Source organism: Hymenobacter citatus (genome assembly GCF_014333615.1).
In the GTDB taxonomy this organism is placed as follows: domain Bacteria; phylum Bacteroidota; class Bacteroidia; order Cytophagales; family Hymenobacteraceae; genus Hymenobacter; species Hymenobacter citatus.
Genome location: NZ_JACSCY010000002.1, coordinates 370344 through 393466, shown reverse-complemented (window position 1 = coordinate 393466; position 23123 = coordinate 370344). Strand labels below are relative to the sequence as shown.

At 59.8% G+C, this 23123-nt stretch carries 19 protein-coding genes; 16 read left to right on the top strand and 3 right to left on the bottom strand.

The window, feature by feature from the left end; translation table 11 throughout:
* Window positions 1-55: 55 nt before the first annotated feature.
* On the bottom strand, window positions 56-982 hold the full coding sequence (locus H8B15_RS03890; protein WP_187318349.1) for an alpha/beta hydrolase: 927 nt from the start codon (window positions 980-982) through the stop codon (window positions 56-58).
* Window positions 983-1039: 57 nt separating this feature from the next.
* On the opposite strand from H8B15_RS03890, the gene H8B15_RS03885 reads away from it, so the two are divergent.
* Both H8B15_RS03885 and H8B15_RS03880 read left to right on the top strand, forming a co-directional pair.
* Entirely contained in the window at window positions 1040-4060 is a 3021-nt protein-coding gene (locus H8B15_RS03885) for a PD-(D/E)XK nuclease family protein (RefSeq protein ID WP_187318348.1), read from the top strand.
* Window positions 4061-4238: 178 nt separating this feature from the next.
* Complete coding sequence (locus H8B15_RS03880) at window positions 4239-4676, top strand: nucleoside deaminase (protein ID WP_216859062.1); 438 nt, start codon at window positions 4239-4241, stop codon at window positions 4674-4676.
* 174 nt (window positions 4677-4850) lie between these two features.
* Here the strand turns inward: H8B15_RS03880 and H8B15_RS03875 are convergent, their stop codons facing one another.
* Entirely contained in the window at window positions 4851-5681 is an 831-nt protein-coding gene (locus tag H8B15_RS03875) for a phosphatase PAP2 family protein (protein WP_187318347.1), read from the bottom strand.
* Between the two features lie 274 nt (window positions 5682-5955).
* Between H8B15_RS03875 and fbaA the strand changes: the two genes are divergently transcribed.
* From fbaA to H8B15_RS03810, 13 genes are all read left to right on the top strand, one after another.
* Window positions 5956-7038, top strand: a complete 1083-nt coding sequence (gene fbaA / locus H8B15_RS03870; protein WP_187318346.1) for a class II fructose-bisphosphate aldolase — start codon at window positions 5956-5958, stop codon at window positions 7036-7038.
* Between the two features lie 287 nt (window positions 7039-7325).
* Complete coding sequence (locus H8B15_RS03865) at window positions 7326-7907, top strand: TetR/AcrR family transcriptional regulator (RefSeq protein ID WP_187318345.1); 582 nt, start codon at window positions 7326-7328, stop codon at window positions 7905-7907.
* A gap of 144 nt (window positions 7908-8051) precedes the next feature.
* The gene (gene paaE / locus H8B15_RS03860; protein WP_187318344.1) at window positions 8052-9128 is read left to right on the top strand and encodes a 1,2-phenylacetyl-CoA epoxidase subunit PaaE; all 1077 of its coding nucleotides are present in this window, start codon (window positions 8052-8054) and stop codon (window positions 9126-9128) included.
* 156 nt (window positions 9129-9284) lie between these two features.
* The gene (paaA, locus tag H8B15_RS03855) at window positions 9285-10229 is read left to right on the top strand and encodes a 1,2-phenylacetyl-CoA epoxidase subunit PaaA (RefSeq protein WP_187318343.1); all 945 of its coding nucleotides are present in this window, start codon (window positions 9285-9287) and stop codon (window positions 10227-10229) included.
* Window positions 10230-10312: 83 nt separating this feature from the next.
* Window positions 10313-10600: a 1,2-phenylacetyl-CoA epoxidase subunit PaaB gene (gene paaB, locus H8B15_RS03850; RefSeq protein ID WP_187318342.1), complete on the top strand. Its 288-nt coding sequence runs from the start codon at window positions 10313-10315 to the stop codon at window positions 10598-10600.
* Window positions 10601-10611: 11 nt separating this feature from the next.
* Entirely contained in the window at window positions 10612-11415 is an 804-nt protein-coding gene (paaC, locus tag H8B15_RS03845; RefSeq protein ID WP_187318341.1) for a 1,2-phenylacetyl-CoA epoxidase subunit PaaC, read from the top strand.
* Between the two features lie 57 nt (window positions 11416-11472).
* Window positions 11473-12015: a 1,2-phenylacetyl-CoA epoxidase subunit PaaD gene (gene paaD, locus H8B15_RS03840; protein WP_187318340.1), complete on the top strand. Its 543-nt coding sequence runs from the start codon at window positions 11473-11475 to the stop codon at window positions 12013-12015.
* 23 nt (window positions 12016-12038) lie between these two features.
* Window positions 12039-12821, top strand: coding sequence for an enoyl-CoA hydratase-related protein (locus tag H8B15_RS03835; protein ID WP_187318339.1), 783 nt, complete (start codon window positions 12039-12041; stop codon window positions 12819-12821).
* Between the two features lie 160 nt (window positions 12822-12981).
* Window positions 12982-14169 carry a 3-hydroxyacyl-CoA dehydrogenase NAD-binding domain-containing protein gene (locus H8B15_RS03830; protein ID WP_187318338.1) on the top strand — a complete coding sequence of 396 codons (1188 nt, stop codon included), beginning with the start codon at window positions 12982-12984 and terminating at the stop codon, window positions 14167-14169.
* 228 nt (window positions 14170-14397) lie between these two features.
* Window positions 14398-16449 carry a phenylacetic acid degradation bifunctional protein PaaZ gene (paaZ, locus tag H8B15_RS03825; RefSeq protein WP_187318337.1) on the top strand — a complete coding sequence of 684 codons (2052 nt, stop codon included), beginning with the start codon at window positions 14398-14400 and terminating at the stop codon, window positions 16447-16449.
* A 103-nt stretch (window positions 16450-16552) separates the two neighbouring features.
* The gene (locus tag H8B15_RS03820; RefSeq protein ID WP_187318336.1) at window positions 16553-17326 is read left to right on the top strand and encodes an enoyl-CoA hydratase/isomerase family protein; all 774 of its coding nucleotides are present in this window, start codon (window positions 16553-16555) and stop codon (window positions 17324-17326) included.
* 104 nt (window positions 17327-17430) lie between these two features.
* Window positions 17431-18258, top strand: coding sequence for a mechanosensitive ion channel family protein (locus H8B15_RS03815; protein WP_187318335.1), 828 nt, complete (start codon window positions 17431-17433; stop codon window positions 18256-18258).
* A gap of 203 nt (window positions 18259-18461) precedes the next feature.
* Complete coding sequence (locus tag H8B15_RS03810) at window positions 18462-20243, top strand: chloride channel protein (protein ID WP_187318334.1); 1782 nt, start codon at window positions 18462-18464, stop codon at window positions 20241-20243.
* A 174-nt stretch (window positions 20244-20417) separates the two neighbouring features.
* Here the strand turns inward: H8B15_RS03810 and H8B15_RS03805 are convergent, their stop codons facing one another.
* Window positions 20418-21605 carry a cation:proton antiporter domain-containing protein gene (locus H8B15_RS03805; RefSeq protein ID WP_187318333.1) on the bottom strand — a complete coding sequence of 396 codons (1188 nt, stop codon included), beginning with the start codon at window positions 21603-21605 and terminating at the stop codon, window positions 20418-20420.
* A gap of 163 nt (window positions 21606-21768) precedes the next feature.
* Here H8B15_RS03805 and H8B15_RS03800 point away from each other — a divergent pair, with 163 nt between their 5' ends.
* A complete protein-coding gene (locus tag H8B15_RS03800) occupies window positions 21769-23004 on the top strand; it encodes a BaiN/RdsA family NAD(P)/FAD-dependent oxidoreductase (protein WP_187318332.1) in 1236 nt (411 codons plus the stop codon).
* Window positions 23005-23123 lie beyond the last annotated feature (119 nt).

The following is a 23123-nucleotide window of genomic DNA, read 5'->3' as shown; positions in this document are numbered from 1 at the left end:
CTATAGTGCCTAAAAACGGACGCCCCTCCTTATGATAAGGAGGGGCGTCCGTTTTTTATTTCGTCAGCCACCCATTCATATCCAACCAGTTACGCAGGCGCTCCGCCCAATCGTCTTTGGTAGTGCGATTGTAGAAGCCGTAGCCGTGGCCGCCCTTGGGGTAGAGGTGCATCTCCACGGGTACCTTGTGGCGCAGGCAGGCCTGGTAGAACAGCAGGCTATTTTGCACGGGCACCACCCCGTCGTCCTGGGTGTGCACGAGGAAGGTAGGCGGCGTTTGGGCCGTCACTTGCAACTCGTTGGAATACAGCCGCACTTGCTCGGCCGACCCGTTTTTGCCGATCAGGTTTTCCCGTGAGCCCCGGTGCGTGAGGCTGTCGTTGAAGGTGATGACGGGGTAGGCCAGAATTAAAAAATCGGGGCGCACGGAGGTAGGACCAGGCTTGGGGCCCACCGGCTGCGCGAAGTGCGTGCCCGCGGTGCTGGCCAGGTGCCCGCCGGCCGAAAAACCCGCCACCCCAATGCGGTTGGGGTTGACGTTGAACTTGGCGGCCTGCTCGCGCACCATTCGCACAGCCTGCTGCACATCCAGCAGCGGCGCGATGCTTTTGTCGGGCTGGGTGTGGTCGTCGGGCAGGCGGTATTTCAGTACGAACACCGTGATACCCATGGCGTTTAGCTTCTCGGCCACTTGGTAGCCCTCGTTCACCATCGACAGAAAGCCGTAGCCGCCGCCGGGGCACACCACCACGGCCGTGCCGTTGGCTTTGTCGGCCGGGGCAGGGTACACCAACAGCTTAGGCTGCACCACCTGCCGCACAAACTCAGCGCCATCGGGACGCTTCTCGGCGGTTTCCGTAACGCTTTTGTTCGGCTTAGAATCGGGAATGGTTCCCGTGTAAAGCGGCAGGATTTGCTGCTGGGCAGCGAGCGGCCCAGCAGAAGCAGCGAGGAGGAACGTAGCGAAGAGGAATTTTTTCATGGTGTGAGGGTTGACGGAGTAGCGTACCTTTAAGTTGCCGTTTGCTCCACCAAGTATATGCCTTCTACCCAATCTACTGCTACTCTTCCCGAAAATACCATAGTGGTACCCACCGTGCGGCCCCTACCCTTCCTTGCCCAGGCTGCCCGGCACCTGCTGGCGCGCTACCCCGGCGGCGAGCTGTCGGATGTGGTGGTGGTGGTGCCCACGCGCCGGGCGGTGGTGTATCTGAAGAATGAGCTGGCCCTGGCCGCCGAGGTAGGCCAGGCCGTGTGGAGCCCGCGCATTGCGGCCATGGAAGACTACATGGTAGAGCTGGCCGGTGTGCAGGTAGAAGAGCCCATTGCCCTCCAACTCTTGCTGTTCGACATCCTGCGCGACATCGACGCCCACCTGGATTTCGACCAGTTTGTGGGGTGGTCGGGGCTGCTGTTGCAGGACTTCTCCAACCTCGACCAGAACCTGGCTAACCCGAAGAAAGTCTTCGAGTACCTCACCCAGGCCAAGGCCTTAGAGCGCTGGGATTTGTCTTTGACGCCGCCCGAAACCAGCACCACCGCTGCCTACTTCCGCTTCTGGGACGACCTGGAAAAGGTGTACTGGCGCCTGCGTCGGCGCATGGAGCACGACCACCTCGCCTATCCTGGCCTGGCCTACCGCCTGGCTACGCGCCGCATCAAGCACCGTTTGGAAGCCGGCGAAACCCTGCCCCAGCACGTGTTTCTGGGCCTCGGCTCACTGTCGAAGTCGGAGGAACGGCTGATCCGGCGCCTGCGCAAAGCCGGTCGGGCCGAGGTGTTGTTCGACGGCGACGCGTTTTACCTGGAATCCAACTCGCCCAACCGCGCCGGCCAGCACCTGCGCCGCTACGCCAAAGACTGGGACCTGCCAGCCGAGGCGTTTGGCGGCATACCCGGCCATGGCCTGCCGGAGTTGCTACGCGGCCTACCCCGCCAGGTGCAGTTTGTGGGCGTGGCCAACTCCTCTATGCAGGGCAAAGTGGCCGGGCAGTTGCTGGCCGAGTCGCGCCGCCTCGACCTCAAAGCCAAGGTAGCCGTGGTGCTACCCGACGAAACCCTGCTCCTACCCGTGCTGCACGGCCTACCCCTGGATGCCGTGCCGGAGTACAACGTGACCATGGGCCTGAGCTTCCAGAGCACGCCCCTGTTTAACCTGGTGGATTTACTGTTTGAGGTGCACCTGACCGGCATTCGGGAAGGCTCTTTGGAAACGGGCTACGGTGTGCCGCGCTATCATCATTTGGCCGTACAGAAGCTGCTTACGCACCCCTTTTTGCGGCGCTACCAGCACTGGCTCGATCAGCAGCCCAAGCAGCCCCACCACCTGCTCGACCAGATTTGCCAGCAGATTATCAAGCGCCAGGCCGTGCTGCTTCCTGCCACCGAGCTGCTGGAAATGGGTAAACAACACCCACTTATTGAGGCGCTGTTTGCCACCTGGGACACCTGCGACGACATCATTGCCGCTTGCTACACGCTCATCGACCTACTCAAAAAGGCCTACCAGGATCAACACTCGGCTATCGAGGCGGAGTACCTGTACCTGTTTTTCACGTTGGTGAAGCGGCTCGATTCAGTGTTTGACTGCCGGGAGCAGCGGCTGTCGGTGCGCTCGTTCCGGCGGTTTCTCTACGAGCAGATGGCCCGCACTCGCCTACCCTTTTCCGGCGAGCCCATTGCCGATGTGCAGGTGATGGGCCTGCTGGAAACCAGGGCCTTGGACTTCGACCATATCATCATCCTGAGCTGCAACGAGCGGGTGTTGCCGGCGCCCAAAAACCACGCCTCGCTATTTCCCTACGACGTGCTCACGGCGTTCAACATGCCCACCTACGCCGACCACGAAGCGGCCACGGCCTACCAGTTCTGGCGCCTCTTGCAGCGCGCCCGCCGCGTCGATCTGCTGCACGTGCTGCCCGGCGCCGACGGCAGCCGCACCGGCGAGCGTAGCCGCTTTTTATTGCAGATAGAGAACGACTTACGCCTGCAAAATCCTCGACTGGTGCTGTGCGATGTGACGGTGGAAACAGTCCCGTCTGCCCTACCCTCACTAGAACCCAAACGTCCCGCTAGCACTGAAGTGGTGGAAACGGCACTGGGCGACCTCACGCTTGCCAAAGACCCCGAAATGCTGGCGGCCCTGCGTGGGGCGTTGGAGCGCGGTCTGTCGCCCTCGGCGCTCAACCAGTTTGTGGGCTGCTCGTTGCAGTTTTATTTCTCGCGCATTGCGCGGTTTCAGGAGGCCGAGGAGGTGGAGGAAACGCTGGGTGTCGATGGATTCGGGACGGCGGTGCACGCGGCATTGGAGAAGCTGTTGCAGCCCTTTGTGCAGGAGCAACGCCCGCTCACGGCCGAGGATATTCCGGCCCTCCTCAAGCAAACCGATAAAGAAGTGGCCCGCGCCCTGCGCCGCGAGGAAAAAGAGCGCCACGCCCGCGCCGACGAAGGCTTGAACTACGTGCTGGGCCAGGTGGCGGTGCAACTGGTGCGGCGCTACTTCGAGAGCCTGCTCACGCAGCCTGGCGCCCTACCCTTGCAGATTCATGCACTGGAGCAACAGCTTTTTGCCACGGTGTTTGTGCCCATGCCCGACGGCGAAAAGCTGCCCGTGCGCCTCATCGGCTACGCCGACCGGCTGGACCGCCTACCCAACGGCAGCCTGCGGGTGGTAGACTACAAAACCGGCATGGTGCAGGGTTTCGAGTTGAAGCTGCAAAAAGCCAAAGAACCCGCCACAGCCGCTATAGAACGCCTGCTGCTAGAGGCTAGTTCGGGCGCCGAGAAGGTGCGCCAGCTCTGGCTCTACCGCTTCATGCTGGAAGCCAACGACCACCCCGCCGCCGACGCAGCCATCCTCTCCATGCGCAACCTACCCGGTGGCCTGCTCACGGCCGATATGTCGTTTCTGACGGAAGATGGTCAGTCGTTTCGACAAGCCAGCGAGGAACTACTAGGCCAGCTGGTCCACCGCATCCTCGACCCGCTGGAACCCATCCGCAAAACCGACGATTTGGATAGGTGCCAGTATTGCGCCTACCGGGGCATTTGTGCACGCTGATAGGATGTCGTTGTGGTCACAAGAACGTCATTCCGAGCTTGTCGAGGAATCTCGCGTGCTGACTTTTGATTAGTAATCCAACATCAGCACGCGAGATTCCTCGACAAGCTCGGAATGACGTGCTAGATATTCCATTAGCATAGCTTTACTATACTTCAACAACACTCCCTACCCCACTATGAAAGATCAATTCATGCAAGCCGCCATCGACGAAGCCCGCGCTGGCCGGAAAGAAGGCGGCATTCCCATCGGCTCCGCGTTGCGCCGCGGCGACGAGCTGGTGGCCAGCGGCCACAACAAGCGCGTGCAAGAGGGCAACCCTATTCTGCACGGCGAAATGGACTGCCTCAACAACGCCGGCCGCCAGCGCACCTACCGCGACACAGTGCTCTACACTACCCTGATGCCCTGCTACATGTGCGCCGGCACCATCGTGCAGTTCAAAATCCCGAAAGTAGTGGTAGGCGAAGCTCAGACCTTCGGCGAGTCATTGGAGTTCTTGCAATCACACGGCGTGGAAGTGGAAATCCTCAACCTACCCGAGTGCGTGGAGATGATGCAGGAGTTCATCGAAGCCGAGCCTACCCTCTGGAATGAGGATATAATGGAATTGTGAGGTGGTGAGATAGTGAGTAAAAAAACGTGTGTCATCCTGAGCTTGCGAAGGACCTTCTCACGCGTGAACGACAGGCGCAACAACGACTCGTTCAACTAGCATAAGGTCCTTCGCAAGCTCAGGATGACACACGTTTTTTTACTCACTATCTCACCATTTCACCACCTCACCATCTCACAGCTGCCACACCATGCCCAAGCCAGGCGCGTTGTATTGCCAGGTAGGCGAAAAGCTCATGCCTTTGGGCAGGATGGGCTTGCGGCCCCAGCGGTTGCGGTGGGTGAGGTAGCCAATGTGCGCCGACAAAATGCCGATGCCTGCGCCGGCCACCACGTCGCTCTGCCAGTGCTTGCTGTTGATCATGCGCAACGCCGCCACACTGGTGGCAATGGTGTAGGCGCCAATGCCGTACCACTGGCTTTTGTGCCGAAACTCGTTGTGCACGATGCTAGCCGCCAGAAACGCCTGTGCCGTGTGCCCCGAGGGAAACGAAAGCATGTCGGAATTATCGGGCCGGCGAATTTTGGTGAGGTTTTTCAGCGCAAACACGCTGCTGAGCATAATGGCCTCGCTCTTGAGAATCACCAGTCCGATGTTCAGGTTATCGTCGCGCGACTCGACGCCGGCTAGCAGCACGGCGCCCAGCTCCAGGTAGGGCGCAAAGATCAGGATATCATCGGCGCGGGTGCGGAAGGTAGGGAACAGCTTGTGAATGTCGCGGTTAGCCTGGTAGCTACTGTATAGGCCGTTGCCGTTGATGGTAGTGGCGCCGTAGGTAATCAGAATGGCCGGCACGATGCTGGCCCGCACTAGCTTGCCTTTGTACCAGGGCGGCCGCGCGGCGGGCGGCGTTGGGATGCCGTTGGGGTTTTCGTAGGGACGGGTGATGGTGTCGGCCGGCGTGATGGGCGTCGTGGGGGCCGGCGTTATCTGGGCCAGCGAAGGCGTAAAAACCGAGAGCCACAGAGCTAGTCCAACCAGACTGCGGGATACAAATGCACGCATAAACACAAATTACGGAGCGAAAAAAGGCAGCAGCGTAGCGGCCGTATAGGGCACCACTAGCCCCACTTTAGCCGGCAGCCACTGCCCGACACACGTTGAACGTTACCAAATTGTTACGTCCCACTGACATTTTGCTTAAACGATAGAGCCCATCTGCTGTTACTATATTGTCAGCCGATGGGCCGTTTGAGTGGTTTATTAGCAACTCCCGGTCGGTTTTCGTAGGTTTGACGCTCCCACAGATTCTTTTTTCATTGCCTCTATATTTTGCCCTATGGCCGACCAAACCCTAACCAAGCTGCGCGCTGGTGTGCTCCACGGCGACGAAGTACAGTCGTTGTTCCAATACGCCAAGGATAACGCCTTCGCCCTACCCGCCGTGAACGTGACGGGTAGCAACACCGTGAACGGCGTGCTGGAAGCCGCCCACGAAGTGAATTCGCCTGTGATTGTGCAGTTCTCGAACGGCGGCGCGCAGTTCTTTGCGGGGAAGTACGTGTCCAACTCCGACCAGCGCGCCAGCATTGCCGGCGCTATTTCGGGCGCGCAGCACGTGCACCAGATGGCTGCTCTCTACGATGTGCCTGTGATTCTGCACACCGACCACGCTGCCAAAAAGCTCCTACCTTGGATCGACGGCCTGCTGGCCGCCGGCGAAAAGCACTTCCAGACCCACGGCCAGCCGCTCTACAGCTCGCACATGCTGGATCTGTCGGAGGAGCCAATCGAAGAAAACATCGAAATCTGCAAGCGCTACCTCGAGCGCATGGACAAGCTGGGCATGACCCTGGAAATTGAGCTGGGCGTGACCGGCGGCGAGGAAGACGGCGTCGACAACTCCGACGTGGACTCTTCCAAGCTCTACACCCAACCTTCGGAGGTGGCCTACGCCTACGAGGAGCTGAGCAAAGTGAGCCCGCGCTTCACCATTGCCGCGGCCTTCGGCAACGTGCACGGCGTGTACAAGCCCGGCAACGTGAAGCTGCAACCCATCATCCTGAAAAACTCGCAGGAGTACGTGCAGGAGCACTTCAACACCGGCCCGCAGCCCATCAACTTCGTGTTCCACGGCGGTTCGGGCTCTTCGCGTGAGGAAATCCGTGAGGCCATCAGCTACGGCGCCGTGAAGATGAACCTCGACACCGACCTACAATGGGCGTTCTGGCAGGGCATCCGCGACTACTACGTGAAAAACGAAGGCTACCTGCAAGGCCAGATCGGTAACCCCAGCGGCGCCGACTCGCCCAACAAGAAGTACTACGACCCCCGCGTGTGGCTGCGCTCGGCCGAAACCACCTTCGTAGAGCGTCTTAAGCACGCGTTCGAAGATTTGAACGCCATCAACCGCCGCCCCTAGTTTTTAGGGGTACGCTCTAACTGCCCGGCTACCCTGCTTCTGAAAGCGCGGGTAGCCGGGCAGTTGGCGTTTGTATTGATGCACGATGTAGAGACGCATACTTGCGTCTCGTCGTTGCTGATGTTGTTTACTAGAACGATGCCGATATGTGTTGTTCAACGACAAGACGCAAATATGCGTCTCTACTTCACGCCAACTTTAACAACTAATGTTTGTTAGTTGAGTTATCTTTGGGCCGCTGCGCAAGCAGCACTGGTTCTACGTAGTTACTATCTCCGCCTCGTTGCATGAGCAAACGAACGAACTCCGCCAAGCGCCAGCTGATTCTGGATGAAGCGGCTAAGCTATTTAAGCTGAAGGGTTTTGGCGGCACCTCCATGCGCGACCTGGCCGCCCAGGTAGGGATGGAAGCCGCTAGTATGTACAACCACATCCGCTCGAAAGACGAGATTCTGGAGCTGATTTGCTTTCACATATCGGACACTTACATCCGGCAGCTCACGGAGGTAGAGCAGATGGCAGCCACGTACGTGGAAAAAATCCGGGCGTTGGTTGGCCGTCATATTCAGCTCATGATAGAGGACGGCGCGGCCGTATCCGTGGGCAACAACGACTGGAAGTACCTCACCGGCGACACGCTGGAAGCCTTCAAAACCGCCCGCAAACGCTACGAGAAAGGCTTTGCTGCGCTCATTGAGCAGGGCATAGCAGCCGGTGAGCTGCACGCCGTCAACGTGTCAGTGGCGCTGTTCACCATCCTGTCGGCGGTGCGCTGGGTGGAGCTGTGGTACCGCCCCGGCCGCAACGTGACACCCGAGGAGCTGGAGGAAAATATCATGACGATTCTGCTGCATGGATTGGCGAAGTGAGTTGTGAGTCAGCTTACTATGCATTGTCATCCTGAGCTTGCGAAGGACCTTGTCACGCAAGAACGGGTCGTTGTTATGTCGGTCGTTTTGCTGTGAGAGGGTCCTTCGCAAGCTCAGGATGACAGATCAAAAAAAGTTAACAAAATGCCCCGCTTTCATACCCTTACTATCAAGCACATCACCCGCGAAACGCCCGACTGCGTGGCCCTCACGCTGGATGTGCCCGCCGAGCTGCGGACGGCGTTTCAGTTCCGTCCGGGGCAGTACCTCACGTTTCGGCGAGAGGTAGGCGGCGAGGAAGTGCGGCGTTCCTACTCACTGTGTAGCAGCCCTTTGGACGAAGAATGGCGCGTGGCGGTGAAGAAAGTACCCGGCGGGCGGTTCTCGCAGCTGGCCGTAGACGAGTTGCGGGCGGGCGACACGGTGGAGGTGATGCCCCCGGCTGGTAGCTTTGGGCCGACCACCCTACTCCCTACCCAGGCCCTACACTACGTGGCCTTTGCGGCGGGCAGCGGCATCACGCCCATCCTAAGCATCATCAAAACGGTGCTGCGCACGGAGCCCCACAGTCGCGTGACACTGGTGTACGGCAACCGGGGCCGCAACAGCATTATTTTCAAGGAAGCCATTGAAGCGCTGAAGAATATGTTCTTGCAGCGCCTGCGCGTCTACCACGTCCTCAGCCGCGAGCAGGGCGACACCGACCTGTTCTTCGGCCGCCTCGACCAAGCGAAGGTGCAGCAATTTCTGACGAAGCTAGTACCCGCCGAGCAGATTGACGAATGCTTTATCTGCGGCCCCGAGCAGATGATTCAGGACGTGCGTGCTGCCTTATCGGAGGCCGGTGTAGCACCCGAGAAGGTACATTTCGAGCTGTTCGGGACCAGCGCGCCCCGGCCCGCTACCGCCGCTCCTACCCCACCCCCCGGCCACAACGACCAACAAAGCCAGGTAACGGTGCAGCTCGATGGCCACACGCACGTGCTGCCGATGTCGTACTACGGCAACACTATCCTAGACGAGCTGCTGGCTACCGGCGTAGATGCCCCCTACTCCTGCAAAAACGGCATGTGCAGCACCTGCCGCGCCCGCGTGATGGCCGGCCAAGTGGAAATGGACGTAAACTATTCACTGTCTGATACTGAAGTAGCAAAAGGCTACGTACTCACATGCCAAGCCCGGCCGGTTTCGGCAGAGGTAGGAGTAGATTTTGATCAGTAGGTGTTATGGCTGTCATTCCGAGCGCAGCGAGAAATCCGGGTTTGACTCGGAAGAAATCTAGTGACTGTCCCAGACTCCTCGCTGCGCTCGGAACGACAAATCAGCAATTTTCCTACCTTTAACTAACAAATGTTAGTTAACCATTGTTAAATAACTATGGAAACGCTAGAACTCACCCAGGAAGAACAGTTTCAGGCCCGCATCGACGCCGATGAGCGCATTGAGCCCAAGGACTGGATGCCCGATGCCTACCGTAAAACCCTGATTCGGCAGATTTCCCAGCACGCGCATTCTGAGCTGGTGGGCATGCTGCCGGAGGGCAACTGGATTACGCGGGCGCCCTCTCTGAAGCGCAAAGCCATTCTACTAGCGAAGGTGCAGGACGAAGCCGGTCACGGCCTCTACCTCTACTCGGCCGCCGAAACCCTGGGTGCCTCCCGCGACCAAATGCTGGCCGACCTGCACTCAGGCAAAGCCAAGTATTCCAGCATTTTCAACTACCCCACCCTCAGCTGGGCCGATATTGGCTGCGTGGGCTGGCTGGTAGATGGCGCGGCCATTCTGAACCAGGTGCCGCTGTGCCGCACGTCGTATGGCCCCTATGCCCGCGCCATGGTGCGCGTGTGCAAGGAGGAGAGTTTCCACCAGCGCCAGGGCTTCGAGATTATGCAGACCTTGTGTGAGGGTGCGCCCGAGCAAAAAGCCATGGCTCAGGAAGCCTTCAACCGCTGGTGGTGGCCTACCCTGATGATGTTCGGGCCGAAGGACGAGGACTCGCCCAACACCGAGCGCTCCATGCAGTGGCGCATCAAGCGCTTCACCAACGACGAGCTGCGCCAGAAATTCGTGGATATGATGGTGCCCCAGGCCGAGTTTCTGGGCCTGCAGGTGCCTGATAAAGACCTGCATTGGAACGAAGACAAGAAGGCCTACGATTTCGGCGAAGTGAATTGGGACGAGTTCTGGCAGGTGGTGAAAGGCAACGGCCTCTGCAACCACGACCGGCTGCAAGCCCGCGTGCAGGCCCACGAAGACGGCGCCTGGGTGCGCGAAGCCGCCCTGGCCCACGCCAGGAAACGAGCAGAAAAAGCTGTTAGCTGATGGCTATTAGCTACTAGCTCTGTCGTTTTTGATTTACCACACGTGGCTAACAGCTATCAGCCATTAGCTAAGAGCTTAATAACATGACCCAACAAGAATGGCCCCTGTGGGAAGTTTTCATCCGCAGCAAGCAGGGCCTCGACCACAAGCACGTGGGTAGCCTGCACGCCGCCGACGCCGCCATGGCCATGCAAAACGCCCGCGACGTGTACACGCGCCGCCTCGAAGGCGTGAGCATCTGGGTGGTGGAGTCGCGCCACATCCACGCCTCCAACCCCGACGATGCGGCGGCCTTTTTCGATCCGGCGGCGGATAAGGTGTATCGGCACCCTACCTTTTTCGAGGTACCGGATTCTATTAAGCACATGTAAATCTGTTGGTTATGCAGCCTGTTTCGACTTCTACCCAAGCCCTACCCACGTATCCGCCTGAGGTGCACGTGGCCCTGCTGACCTATCTGGTGCAGCTAGCCGATACAAGCTTGGTGCTGGGTCACCGCTTGTCGGAGTGGTGCGGGCATGGGCCGGTGCTGGAGCAGGACTTGGCGCTGGCCAACATTGCGCTGGATTTGCTGGGCGAAACCCGCAGCCTCTACCAGTACGCCGCTGAGCTGGAAGGCCAGGGCCGCACCGAGGACGACCTGGCTTTCTTGCGCCCAGCTACTGAGTACCGCAACCCCTTACTGGTGGAGCAGCCCAACGGCGACTTTGCCCACACCATTGTGCGGCAGTTCCTCTTCGACAACTTTCATTACCATTTGCTGCAACAGCTTCAGCATAAGCCCGATGAGCGGCTGGCCGCTATTGCCGAAAAGTCGGTGAAGGAAGCCGCCTATCATTTGAAATGGAGCTCAGAATGGATGATTCGGCTGGGTGACGGCACCGAGGAAAGCCGCCAGCGCCTGGAAAAAGCCCTGCGTACCCTCTGGCGCTACGCCGACGAGCTGACCACTCCTACCCCCGCCGAGCAGACCCTCCAAACCGCCGGTCTCCTCCCCGATTATGCCTCTCTGCTGCCCGCCATGCAGGCACATACCGCCCGCGTATTTGCGGACGCCACCCTACCCCTGCCCGAGGGCGTGGTGATGCAGCAGGGCGGCAAGCTAGGCCGCCACTCCGAGCACCTGGGTTACTTGCTGGCTGAGTTGCAGTACATGCAACGCGCCTACCCCGGCATGACCTGGTAATCTTTTAGCTGTTAGCTATTGGCTATTAGCTGATAGCTTTTCGATGGAATCCGATCAATGCACAAACCAATAGCCGAAACCCAAAAGCTAATAGCTAACAGCCAACAGCTAATAGCCAACAATATCTGGCAGTTGCTGGAAGAGGTATCGGACCCGGAGGTGCCGGTGCTGAGCATCTTGGATTTGGGCATTGTGCGCGGCGTGGCCGTTGAGGGCGACCAAGTGAGCATCACCATCACGCCTACCTACTCGGGTTGCCCGGCTATGAACACCATTGCCACCGACATCCGGCTGCGGCTGTTGGCCGAGGGGTATTCCAACGTAACCATCCGTACCCAGCTGCGCCCCGCCTGGACCACCGATTGGATGAGTGCCGCCGGCCGCCAGAAGCTGGAGGAATATGGCATTGCCCCGCCCGTAGACGGCACCGCCACGGGCCACCTGCTCAACCTGTTTGGGGCTGATACGGCCGTGCGCTGCCCGCTGTGCAAGTCCGATAACACGCACCTGGTCAGCCAGTTTGGCTCCACGGCCTGCAAAGCCCTCTACCAGTGCGACGACTGCCGCGAGCCGTTCGATTACTTCAAATGTCACGCCTGATCTTCTTCTGAATTCTTCTGCTTATGTCTGAAAACTCTCTCCATCTCTCCCTCGACGCCGGCGTAGCCACGTTGCGCCTCAACCGCCCCGACCTGTTCAACAGCATCCATAAGCCGCTGGCGCTGGCCTTGCAGGAGCAGTTGCAAGCCTGCCAGCAAGACGAAAGCGTGCGCGCTGTGGTGCTCACGGGCACCGGCCGGGCTTTCTGCGCCGGGCAGGACCTGGCGGAAATCACCGGGCCGGACCGCCCCGAGGTGTCGGAGATTGTGGAGCGGCACTACAACCCCATTGTAGAACTGATTCGGAACCTGGAGAAGCCCGTGGTGGCGGCCGTGAACGGCGTGGCAGCCGGCGCGGGTGCCAACCTGGCCCTGGCTTGCGACGTGGTAGTGGCCAAGGAATCGGCGTCCTTTATTCAGGCATTCAGCAAGATAGGGTTGATACCGGATAGCGGCGGCACGTATTTCCTACCCCGCCTAGTGGGGCAGCAGCGCGCCTCAGCTCTCATGCTACTCGGCGACAAGGTAGGCGCCGCCGAAGCCGTGCAGATGGGCATGATTTACAAAGCGTTTGCTGATGATATGTTTGACGACGAAGTCGCCAAAATCGCCCAGAAGCTGGCCGCCCTACCCACCCGCGCCCTCGCCTACACCAAGCAGTTGCTGAACCTCAGCGCCACCAACGACCTCACCCAGCAACTCCGCGCCGAGGCCGACTACCAGCTCCGCGCCGGCCACACCGCCGACTATCAGGAAGGCGTAGCGGCCTTCATGGAAAAGCGCCAGCCGGTGTTTAAAGGGTGTTGAGTGATTCCGTTATGCTAAAAGCCCGTCATGCTGAGCCTGTCGAAGCATCTCGCGTGCTGACGTGAGATACTACCTTTCACCAGCACGCGAGATGCTTCGACAGGCTCAGCATGACGGGCTTTTCGATACCAATCATCTGAAATAAAACAACCAACAAACCATGACCATTGGCATAATCGGCAGCGGCGCGATGGGTGCGGGCATTGCGCAAGTAGCAGCCACTGCCGGGCACCCCGTGTGGCTGCTCGACCAACACCAGGCGGCCCTGCAACAAGCGGCCCAACGCATCCGGCAGAGCCTGGATAAGCTAGCCGAGAAAGGCAAGCTGACGGCAGAAGATGCCGTGGCGGCCTTCGCCCGTATCCAATTCACTGAAAACCAGCAGGACTTTGCGAATTGCGGCTTGGTGCTAGAGGCCATTGTGGAAAATCTGGCCGCGAAGCAGCAGGTGTTTCAGGCGGTAGAGCGCGTGGTGAGTGCCAATTGCGTGCTGGCTACCAACACGTCTTCTTTGTCGATTACCTCTATTGCCGCGGCGTGCCAACGGCCGGAGCGGTTTGTGGGGATTCACTTTTTTAATCCGGCGCCGCTGATGCAGCTGGTGGAAGTGGTGCCGGCCGTGCAAACCCGCCCCGGTCTGGCCGAGGAGGTGCACGCACTGGTGCAGCGTTGGGGCAAGCGCCCGGTGCTGGTGCAGGATACGCCGGGCTTCATCGTGAACCGCGTGGCGCGGCCGTTCTACGGTGAGGCCATCCGGCTGCTGGAAGAAGGTGTAGCCGACGCCGCCACCATCGACTGGGCCATGACGGAGCTGGGTGGCTTCCGCATGGGGCCGTTTGCGCTCATGGATTTCATCGGGCACGACGTGAACTACCGCGTGACGGAATCGGTGTGGACTGCCTTTTACTACGACCCGCGCTACCGCCCCTCGCTCACCCAAAAACGGCTGCTGGAAGCTGGCTACCTGGGTCGTAAGTCGGGCCGCGGCTTCTACGACTACGTGCCCGGCGCCCCTACCCCCGCGCCTACCACCAATGATGCCCTGGGCCAACGCATCCTGCACCGCATCCTGGCCATACTCATCAACGAGGCCGCCGACGCTCTGTACCTGCGCGTAGCCTCGGCCGCCGACCTGGAAACCGCTATGACCACTGGCGTGAACTACCCCAAAGGCCTGCTGGCCTGGGCCGATGCGCTGGGTCTGCCGCAGGTGTTACAAATGCTCGACGAACTCTATCACGAGTACCACGAGGAACGCTACCGCGCCAGTCCGCTGCTGCGCCGCTTGGCGCAAGCAGGGCAAAGTTTTTTTCAGGTTGAAAAAGCTAGTGCCGACAACCGTGCATAAGTAAACCGCACTCTGCACTCGCTCGGCTGTGCCGAGTGAGGCCTACGCTTGAGGGGCTCCGCCCCGAATCCGTCCGCGCCATTTGAATGACGCTACCCAAGGTAGAGCAGACGAAACAGACGCGCGCAGCATAGCTGCTGGAGCGCAGTGCTCACTCGGCACAGCCGAGCGAGTGCGTAAGCCACTAGTAAAGACCTCCGCGAGAAATCCATCTTACCACTCCCACCCATGCCTACCCTACTCGAAAACTATGTCCTCGGCCGCTGGATGCCCGGCACCGGCGAGCAGCAGGAACTGTACGACGCCAGCACCGGCGAGGTAGTAGCCATTGCCAACGGCGAAGGCCTCGACTACGCCGCTATGCTCGACTACGCCCGCTGCACCGGCAACAAGGCCCTGCGCAAGATGACCTTCCACGAGCGGGGCCGTATGCTGAAGGCGCTAGCTTTTCACCTCGACAGCAAAAAGGAAGATTTCTACACCCTGAGCTACCGCTCCGGCGCCACCCGCGCCGACAGCTGGATCGACATTGAGGGCGGCATCGGCAACCTGTTTGCCAACGCCTCGCTGCGCCGCAAATTCCCCGACAAGCCATTTTACGTGGAGTCGGACCCGATTGCGCTGTCGAAAGGCGGCAACTTCATCGGGCACCATTTGCTGGTGCCCAAGGAGGGCGTGGCGGTGCACATCAACGCCTACAATTTTCCTGTGTGGGGGATGCTGGAGAAGATTGCCGTGAACCTGCTGGCCGGGATGCCCGCCATTGTGAAGCCCGCCGTGCCTACCGCCTACCTCACCGAGGCCGTGGTGCGCGAGATTATCGCCTCCAACATCCTACCCGAAGGCGCGTTGCAGCTGGTCTGCGGCTCGGGCGAAGGTATTCTCGACCACGTGAATTATCAGGATGTAGTCACGTTTACGGGCTCGGCTGAAACCGGGCGCAAGCTGCGGGCGCATCCACGCATCATCCAGGAAGCTGTGCCGTTTACGATGGAGGCCGACTCGCTGAACGCCGCCGTGCTCGGTCCCGACGCCACGCCGGGCACCCCGGAGTTTGATCTATTTATCAAGGAGGTACGCCGCGAGATGACGGCCAAAACCGGGCAGAAATGCACCGCCATTCGTCGCATTGTGGTGCCCGAAAATCTGGTGGAAGACGTGCAGATTGCCTTGGGTAAAGCCCTGGCCCAGACCACCATTGGGCACCCGCTGGCCGAGGGTGTGCGCATGGGCGCGCTGGCCGGCCGGGCGCAGGTGCAACGCCTGCGCGAGCAGGTGCAGCGCTTGGCCCAGCACACGCCCATCGTGTACGGCGACCTGGACCAGGTGGCCGTGGTAGGGGGCGACTGCCAGGTAGGCGCGTTTGTGTCGCCCATTGTGCTGCTGAACCCCGAACCGTTCCGGTTCATGGATACGCATGAGGTAGAGGCCTTCGGGCCGGTGGCTACCCTCATGCCCTACCATGATGTGGACGAGGCCATTGCGTTGGCTAACCTGGGCAAAGGCTCCTTGGTGTGCTCTGTGGCGACCAACGACCCAGGTGTGGCCCAGGAATTTTTGCTGGGTGCGGCCACCCACCACGGCCGCATTCTGGTCCTGAACGAGGAAATGGCGAAGGAGAGCACCGGGCACGGCTCGCCCCTACCCCTGCTCATCCACGGCGGACCGGGTAGGGCCGGCGGCGGGCAGGAAATGGGCGGCATCCGGGGCGTAGAGCACTTCATGCAGCGCGTGGCTATTCAAGGGTCGCCATCGATGATTACGGCCATTACGGACGTGTATCAGCCCAAAGCCAAGCAGGTGGAGCGCGACAAGCACCCGTTTCAGCACTACTTCGAGGAGCTGGAAATCGGGCAGACGTACACCACCCACCGCCACACCGTCACGGAGGCCGACATCACCAACTTCGCCCAGGTATCCGGCGACAATTTCTACGCCCACGTGGACGCTACTTCCCTGGAAGGCACGCTCTTCACGGGCCGGGTGGCGCACGGCTACTACATCCTAAGCAAAGCCGCCGGCATGTTTGTGGACCCGCGCAAGGGTCCCGTATTGCTGAACTATGGCCTGGATGAATGCCGCTTCACCAAGCCCGTCTACCCCGGCACCACCATCGGCGTGCAGCTCACCGTGAAGGAAAAAATAGCCCAGGAAAAGCGCGACGCCGACAACGTGGCCAAGGGCATTGTGCGCTGGCTGGTTACCGTGACCGACGAAACCGACGAAACCGTGGCCGTGGCGACGATTTTGACCATGGTGAAAAAGAAAAACCAAGACTAGATTTCTCGCAGAGGTACGCAGAGGCTTTCCGCAGAGGTTCGCGGAAGTCGGCCACTGCGTACCTCTGCGCAAACTCTCCGCGAACCTCTGCGAGAAACTCCCCATGAACGATACGCTCACCGCCGGCCAAGTAGCAGCCACCACCGATGCCCAGGGCATCAGCACCATTTCCTTTTTCCATCCCAGTCACAACTCCCTACCCGGCGCCCTGCTCACGCAGCTAGCCGAAGCTATTACCACCGCCGGGCAAGACCCCGCTACGAAAGTCATCATCCTAAGGAGCGAAGGCGACCGGACCTTCTGCGCCGGCGCCAGCTTCGACGAGCTAATAGCTATCCAGGACGAAGCGCAGGGACTGACGTTTTTCTCAGGCTTTGCCAAGGTGATAAACGCCTGCCGGACATGCCCCAAAATTATCATCGGGCGGGTACAGGGCAAGGCCATCGGCGGCGGGGTAGGCGTGGCGGCCTCTACTGACTACTGCTTTGCCACCACCCAGGCCGCCGTGAAGCTGAGCGAGCTGATTATCGGCATCGGGCCGTTTGTGGTGGGGCCGGCCGTGGAGCGTAAGATCGGGACTGCCGCCTTTGCGCAGTTAGCTCTGGATGCCACCGAGTTCCGCAGCGCCGAATGGGCCCAGGAGAAAGGCCTGTACGCTACCCTCACCGACTCCATTGAGGCACTGGATGCGGCCGTGGCTGATTTTGCCGCCACGCTGGTTGCCTATAACCCCGAGGCGCTGGCGGAGCTGAAGCAAGTGCTTTGGGCCGGCACCGAGCACTGGGATGCGCTCCTGGCCGAGCGGGCCGCCATCAGCGGACGACTTGTGCTGTCTGACTTCACGCGCCGCGCCATTCAGCAGTTCAAAACCAGGTAGGGTTACTGTTCTGCCTAACACATTGCCCCGACCCCGCGTAGAGTACATAGTGTCTCTGCCCCGCTGGTCGGGGCTTTTTGTGTAGTTACTCTTCCCTGCCTTTTATGCTGCATGATATGCAACGGGTACTGGCCACCTATTGGAAACAGTTCCTGTATCTAACCCCCAAACTCATTATTGCACTGGTTATCGTAGCGGTGGCCCTGGTAGTAGCCAACCGTGCCAGCAAGCTGCTGGGCGCGCGGGTGCGCAACCATTCCGACGACCTGCTGCTGGCCGATTTCCTGATTCAGTTCAGCAAGTGGGTACTGGTGCTGGCGGGCTTTCTGCTGGCCCTGCAAATCATTGGCTTCTCGGGGGTAGTAACGGGGCTCCTGAGCGCGGCGGGACTGTCGGCGTTTATTGTGGGCTTTGCGTTCAAAGATATTGCCGAGAACTTTCTGGCGGGCGTAATTCTGGCCTTCAATCGGCCTTTCCAGATTCATGACACCGTGGAAGTGAAGGGATTGCAGGGCCACGTAGAAGCCCTGAACCTGCGCACTACCATCATCAAAACCTTCGACGGCAAGCACATCTACCTACCCAACTCGGTGGTACTGAAGGAACCCCTCACCAACTTCACCCGCGACGGCAGCATCCGCCAGGACTTCCTGCTCAGCGTGGACTACGGCCAGGACGCCAGCCCCGAAAAGGTAATGGCCCTCATCCTCAAACAAGTACAAAATACTGAGGGCGTGCAACGCCAGGAGCCGCGCACGCCCTACGTGCTACAGGAAAAAGCCACCGGCACCACCGTCGACCTGCGCGTGTACTTCTGGACGTTCTCCGAGGACTACCGCCGCGTGGTGCTGGAGCTGAAAAGCAACCTGATGCAAGAAACCCGCACCGCCTTGCAGCAAGCCGGCTACACCCTACCCAATGCCACGCAGTAGTGAGTAGTGAGTAGCGAGTAGTGAGTAGTGAGTAGTGAGTAGTGAGTAGTGAGTAGTGAAATAACGCGTTTTGGCCGGAAGCAGCTGATTCTCTAACTCATTCTCGTATTATTTCACGCGGCTTTCACCTTGCGGCGCGGATATTGCCGGCTTTTCGTGTCCTTTGCACTTATTGAGGACTTTGTTTCTTTTTTTCTGTTTCCATGCCTAAAAGTCGTCTGCACCGATTGCTGCGGCCGCTCTTGCTGTGGCGCGTGCGCCATATCAACGACCGGCTTTATCTTATCATTCTCAGCATTCTGGTGGGCATTCTGGCGGGTCTGGCGGCGGTAGTGCTCAAAAACTCCATTCATTTTTCCCAGCATCTGATTTTTGAGTGGGTGCCCGAACAGTACGTGGTCTTTGCCCGTTCGCTCTACCCCATCATTGGTATTTCGCTGTCGGTGCTATTTACGCGCTGGTTTCTGGGGGGCACGCTTAGCCGGGGCATCACGCCCATCATCTATAATATCTCGCGGCAGGGTAGCATCATCCCGCGCAGCAAGCTGTATTCCCAGATGGTCACGGCCTTTTTCACCGTCACGTTTGGCGGCTCGGCGGGTACCGAAGCTCCTATTTCTGTGACCGGCGCGGCCATTGGCTCCAACATGGCGCGGCTGCTGCACATTGGGCGGCGCGAGCGGCGCTTGTTGGTAGGGTGCGGCGCGGCGGCGGGCGTGGCGGCCATCTTCAACAGCCCTATTGCGGGCGTGCTATTTGCCGTGGAAGCCATTCTGTCGGAGCTGTCGGCGCCGTTTTTCATTCCGCTGCTGATTTCCTCAGCTACGGCCACCGTGGTGTCGAAAGCCCTGTACGCGGGCCAGCCGTTCGTGCTGATTACCACCAGCTGGCCTGTAGAGGCCATTCCCTACTACCTCATGCTGGCGTTGTTCACGGCCTTGCTGTCGGTGTACATGATCCGGGTGTACTTCATGGCCGATAAGTTCTGGGAAAAGCAAACCGGCACGTTTCGGAAGGTGCTGATGGGCGGCACGCTGCTGGGCATTCTGGTGTTCATCTTCCCGCCGCTCTACGGCGAGGGCTACGAGATGGTGCAGTTCCTGCTCAACGGCCACCCCGAGCGCATCATCGACGGCTCGCTATTCTCAGTGTACGGCGACCAAAGCGTGTGGCTGATCTTGGCTGTAGCCATTGGTAGCGTGTTGTTTAAGGTATTCGCTACCACCTTCACCTTCGGGGCAGGCGGCAACGGGGGCATGTTCGGTTCCTCGCTGTTTGTGGGCGCTATGGCAGGCTTCGTATACGCCCGCTTCCTGAACATGAGCGGCGTGCACCCGGTACCGGAGGTGCACTTCATTGCCTTGGGCATGGCCGGTATGCTGGCCGGGGTAGTGCACGCTCCCCTCTCGGCCATCTTCCTCATTGCTGAAATCACGGGTGGCTACGCGCTGTTTGTGCCGTTGATGGTGGTGACCTCATGCTCCTACCTGGTAGCCAAGTACTTCGAGCCCTACTCCGTATACACGCGTAAGCTGGTAAAGCAGGGCGTGGTGATGCACCAAGACCGCGACCGGGGCCTGCTCTCGCAACTGGACCTGCGCGCCCTCTTGCAAACCGACTTTATCCCCGTGCACCCCGACGATACCCTGGGCGAGCTGGTGAACGTGTTCCGCCACGCCACCCGCAACATCTTTCCGGTGCTCGACAAAGACAACCACCTGCTCGGCGTGGTGTCGCTCGATTCGGTGCGCGACGCCCTTTTCGACGACGAGCACTACACCACCACCCACGTGCACGAGCTGATGCGCGACCCCGCCGCCATCATCCACGCCTCCGACAGCATCCTCGACACGCTGCACCTGCTGGAAGACCACGACGCCTACGCCCTCCCCGTACTCAGCTCCGAGGGCCGCTACATGGGCTTCATCCTGCGCGCCTCCATCCTGGCCGGCTACCGCCGCCAGCTCCTCCGCGAGGTGGACTGAGTGGTGAGATAATGAGATGGTGAAATGGTGAGTTAAAAAAATGCTGTCATCCTGAGCGCAGTGAAGGACCTTATCACGCCAGAACAAGTCGTTGCCACGCTATTCGTTCTCACGTCATAAGGTCCTTCGCTGCGCTCAGGATGACACGCGTATTTCTATTCACAACTTCACCATTCAATATTCTCCTAGCTCCGGCTGTTTGGGCGTAATCAGCAGCCCAACCATCATCAGCACACCAGTGAGGAGGATAACGACGAACAGGATACTTTCGCTGACTTCGCCAATGAAGTGCTGGGGCGGAATACTATAGAATAACAGAATGGTAATCAGTCCCTTGGGTGCAATAAAAAGCTCTGGCATCAAGTCAGTTTTAGCTACGTAGCGCAGGAAGATGTAGCGAATCAGGGTGAGGATGGCTACGATGAGGAGGCCCTGCTCCAGCAGCGTGATATTGATGATGCTGTTGAGGTTGATGGAAAAGCCGAACAGAAGGAAAAAGAACGTCCGGATCAGAAAAGCCGACTCGCCGGTGATGTTCTTGAACTGGTGCAGGTCGTTGGCCAGGCGCTCGGGGTGAAACCATTCGCGCAGCTTACCCTTCAGGAACAGCTCGGCATTGTTGACGGCCAGGCCAAAGGCCAGCACCAGCACCAGCGACGACAGGTGCAACTCCTTGGCCAGGCTGTAGAGCAGAATCAGGAAGGCGAAGATCAGGAAGAACTTGATGTGCAGCGTGATGCGCGAGAGCAGAAACGTGAGTACCGCCGTGCTGACCACCGCCACAATGAGCACCGCAATAACGTCGCGCGAGAAGGTGAGAATAGAGGCGCCCTGCGCGAAGTTGTCCTGAATGGCAAAGTTGAAAAACAAGATGCCGATGATGTCAGAAAACGTGCTTTCGTAGATGATAAACTCCTGTTTCTCACCCACTAGGCTAGCCACGCTTGGAATGGCCACCGCGCTACTCACCACGGCCAGCGGCACGGCATTAATCAGACAGCTCTGAAACGGCGCCCCCACGTACAGCTGCAACAGCCAGGCAATGGCCACCGATTGCACCACCAGCATAATAGCCGCCGCAATAAAAGAGCGCCGGATCAGGGGGGCTTTGTCGCGGCTGAGCTTGAGGTCCAGTGCGCCTTCCAGCACAATCATAATCAGCCCGATAATGCCAAATATCTCCAGCACGACCTTCGGAATGCCCAGTCCAAAATCGGTGTACTCGGCTACCTGCTTCAGGGCAATGCCTGTGAGCAGCAACATCAGCACCGACGGAATTTTGGTGGCCCGGGCGGCCAGGTTGAACAGGTAAGAAAGAATGACGGCTATACTTAAGCCAATCAGAATAGTGTATGAACCCATACAGAAAAGTAAAGCCAACAGTAGCTGCCTATACGGCAATCGGGGCCGCAAAGCCGAAACTTACGCTATTTCGCGTACACTCACGATATAGCCTGCTGCCTACCGTATCTTGCACCCGTAAACCGGCTTGCTCCCGGATAGTTCTGACAAGTTACCCGTACCCATGCCCGCTACCGTTGCCATTATAGGGGGCGGCCCCGCCGGCCTGCTGGCCGCTTGGCAGTTGGCCGAAGCCGGCCACGCCGTGGCTCTTTACGAAGCGCAGGCCACCGTGGGGCGCAAGTTTCTGGTGGCCGGCCACGGCGGCTTCAACCTCAGCAACAGCGAGCCAACGGCCGCCTTTGCCGCCCGCTACGGCGCGCGCCACCCCGAGTTTGCGCGCTATCTGCACCAATTCTCGCCCGATGCCCTGCGCCGCCTGCTGGCCGAGTTGGGCATCGATACGTTTGTGGGCACCAGCGGGCGCGTGTTTCCTACCCCCAATCACAAGCCCGCCCACGTGCTGCGGGCCTGGCTGGACCGGCTGCGGGCACTAGGCGTGCAGTTGCACACGCGCCACCGCTGGCTGGGCTTTGGTCCCGAGCCCGGCACGCACCGCCTGCGCCGCGAGGCGACGGGTGAGGAATTTGTCATTCGGCCCGCTGCTACCCTGCTGACCCTGGGCGGTGCCAGTTGGGCCAAAACCGGCTCCGATGGCCGCTGGCTACCCCTGCTCCAGGCAGCCGGGGTAGAGTGCGTGCCTTTTGCACCGGCCAACTGCGGGGCGGAGGTGGCGTGGTCGGCTTTTTTTCGGGAGAAGGTAGGGCGCCAGCCACTCAAGAACATTGCCCTGCGCTGCGGCACCCACACGGTGCGCGGCGAGCTGCTGCTCACCGACTACGGCGTGGAGGGCACGCCCGTGTACGCCCTCACCTCCTACCTGCGCGCCGCCCTAGCCACCGGTGAACCGGCCCTGCTGCACCTGCACCTCAAACCCGACCTGCCCGATGCGCAGCTGCGCCAGCACCTAGCTCGCCGGCCCGCCGGCGCGTCGTTGGCTTCGTTTCTGAGCAAGACACTGCGCCTGGGGCCGCCCGTGCCTACCCTGCTACGCGAGCTGGCCCCGGCCGGCCCGCTGCCTACTACTCCCGATGGCCTTTTTTCCCTGCTCACTGCCCTACCCTTACCCGTCACCGGCTTGCGCCCGCTCGACGAGGCCATCAGCACCGCCGGGGGTGTGGCTTGGGAAGCCGTAGACGAGCACCTGATGCTGCGCCATAAGCCCGGCACCTTCGTGGCCGGCGAGATGCTGGACTGGGAAGCCCCCACCGGCGGCTATCTGCTACAAGGCTGCTTCAGCACCGGCGCCTGGGCCGCACGGGGGATAGGGGAGTTTTTGAGTGGTGAGATGGTGAAATAGTGAGTTTAAAAAAGGGTGTCATCCTGAGCTTGCGAAGGGCCTTATGCCCGTAGAACGAGTCGTTGTTACGTTTGTCGTTCTCACGTGAGAAGGTCCTTCGCAAGCTCAGGATGACACCC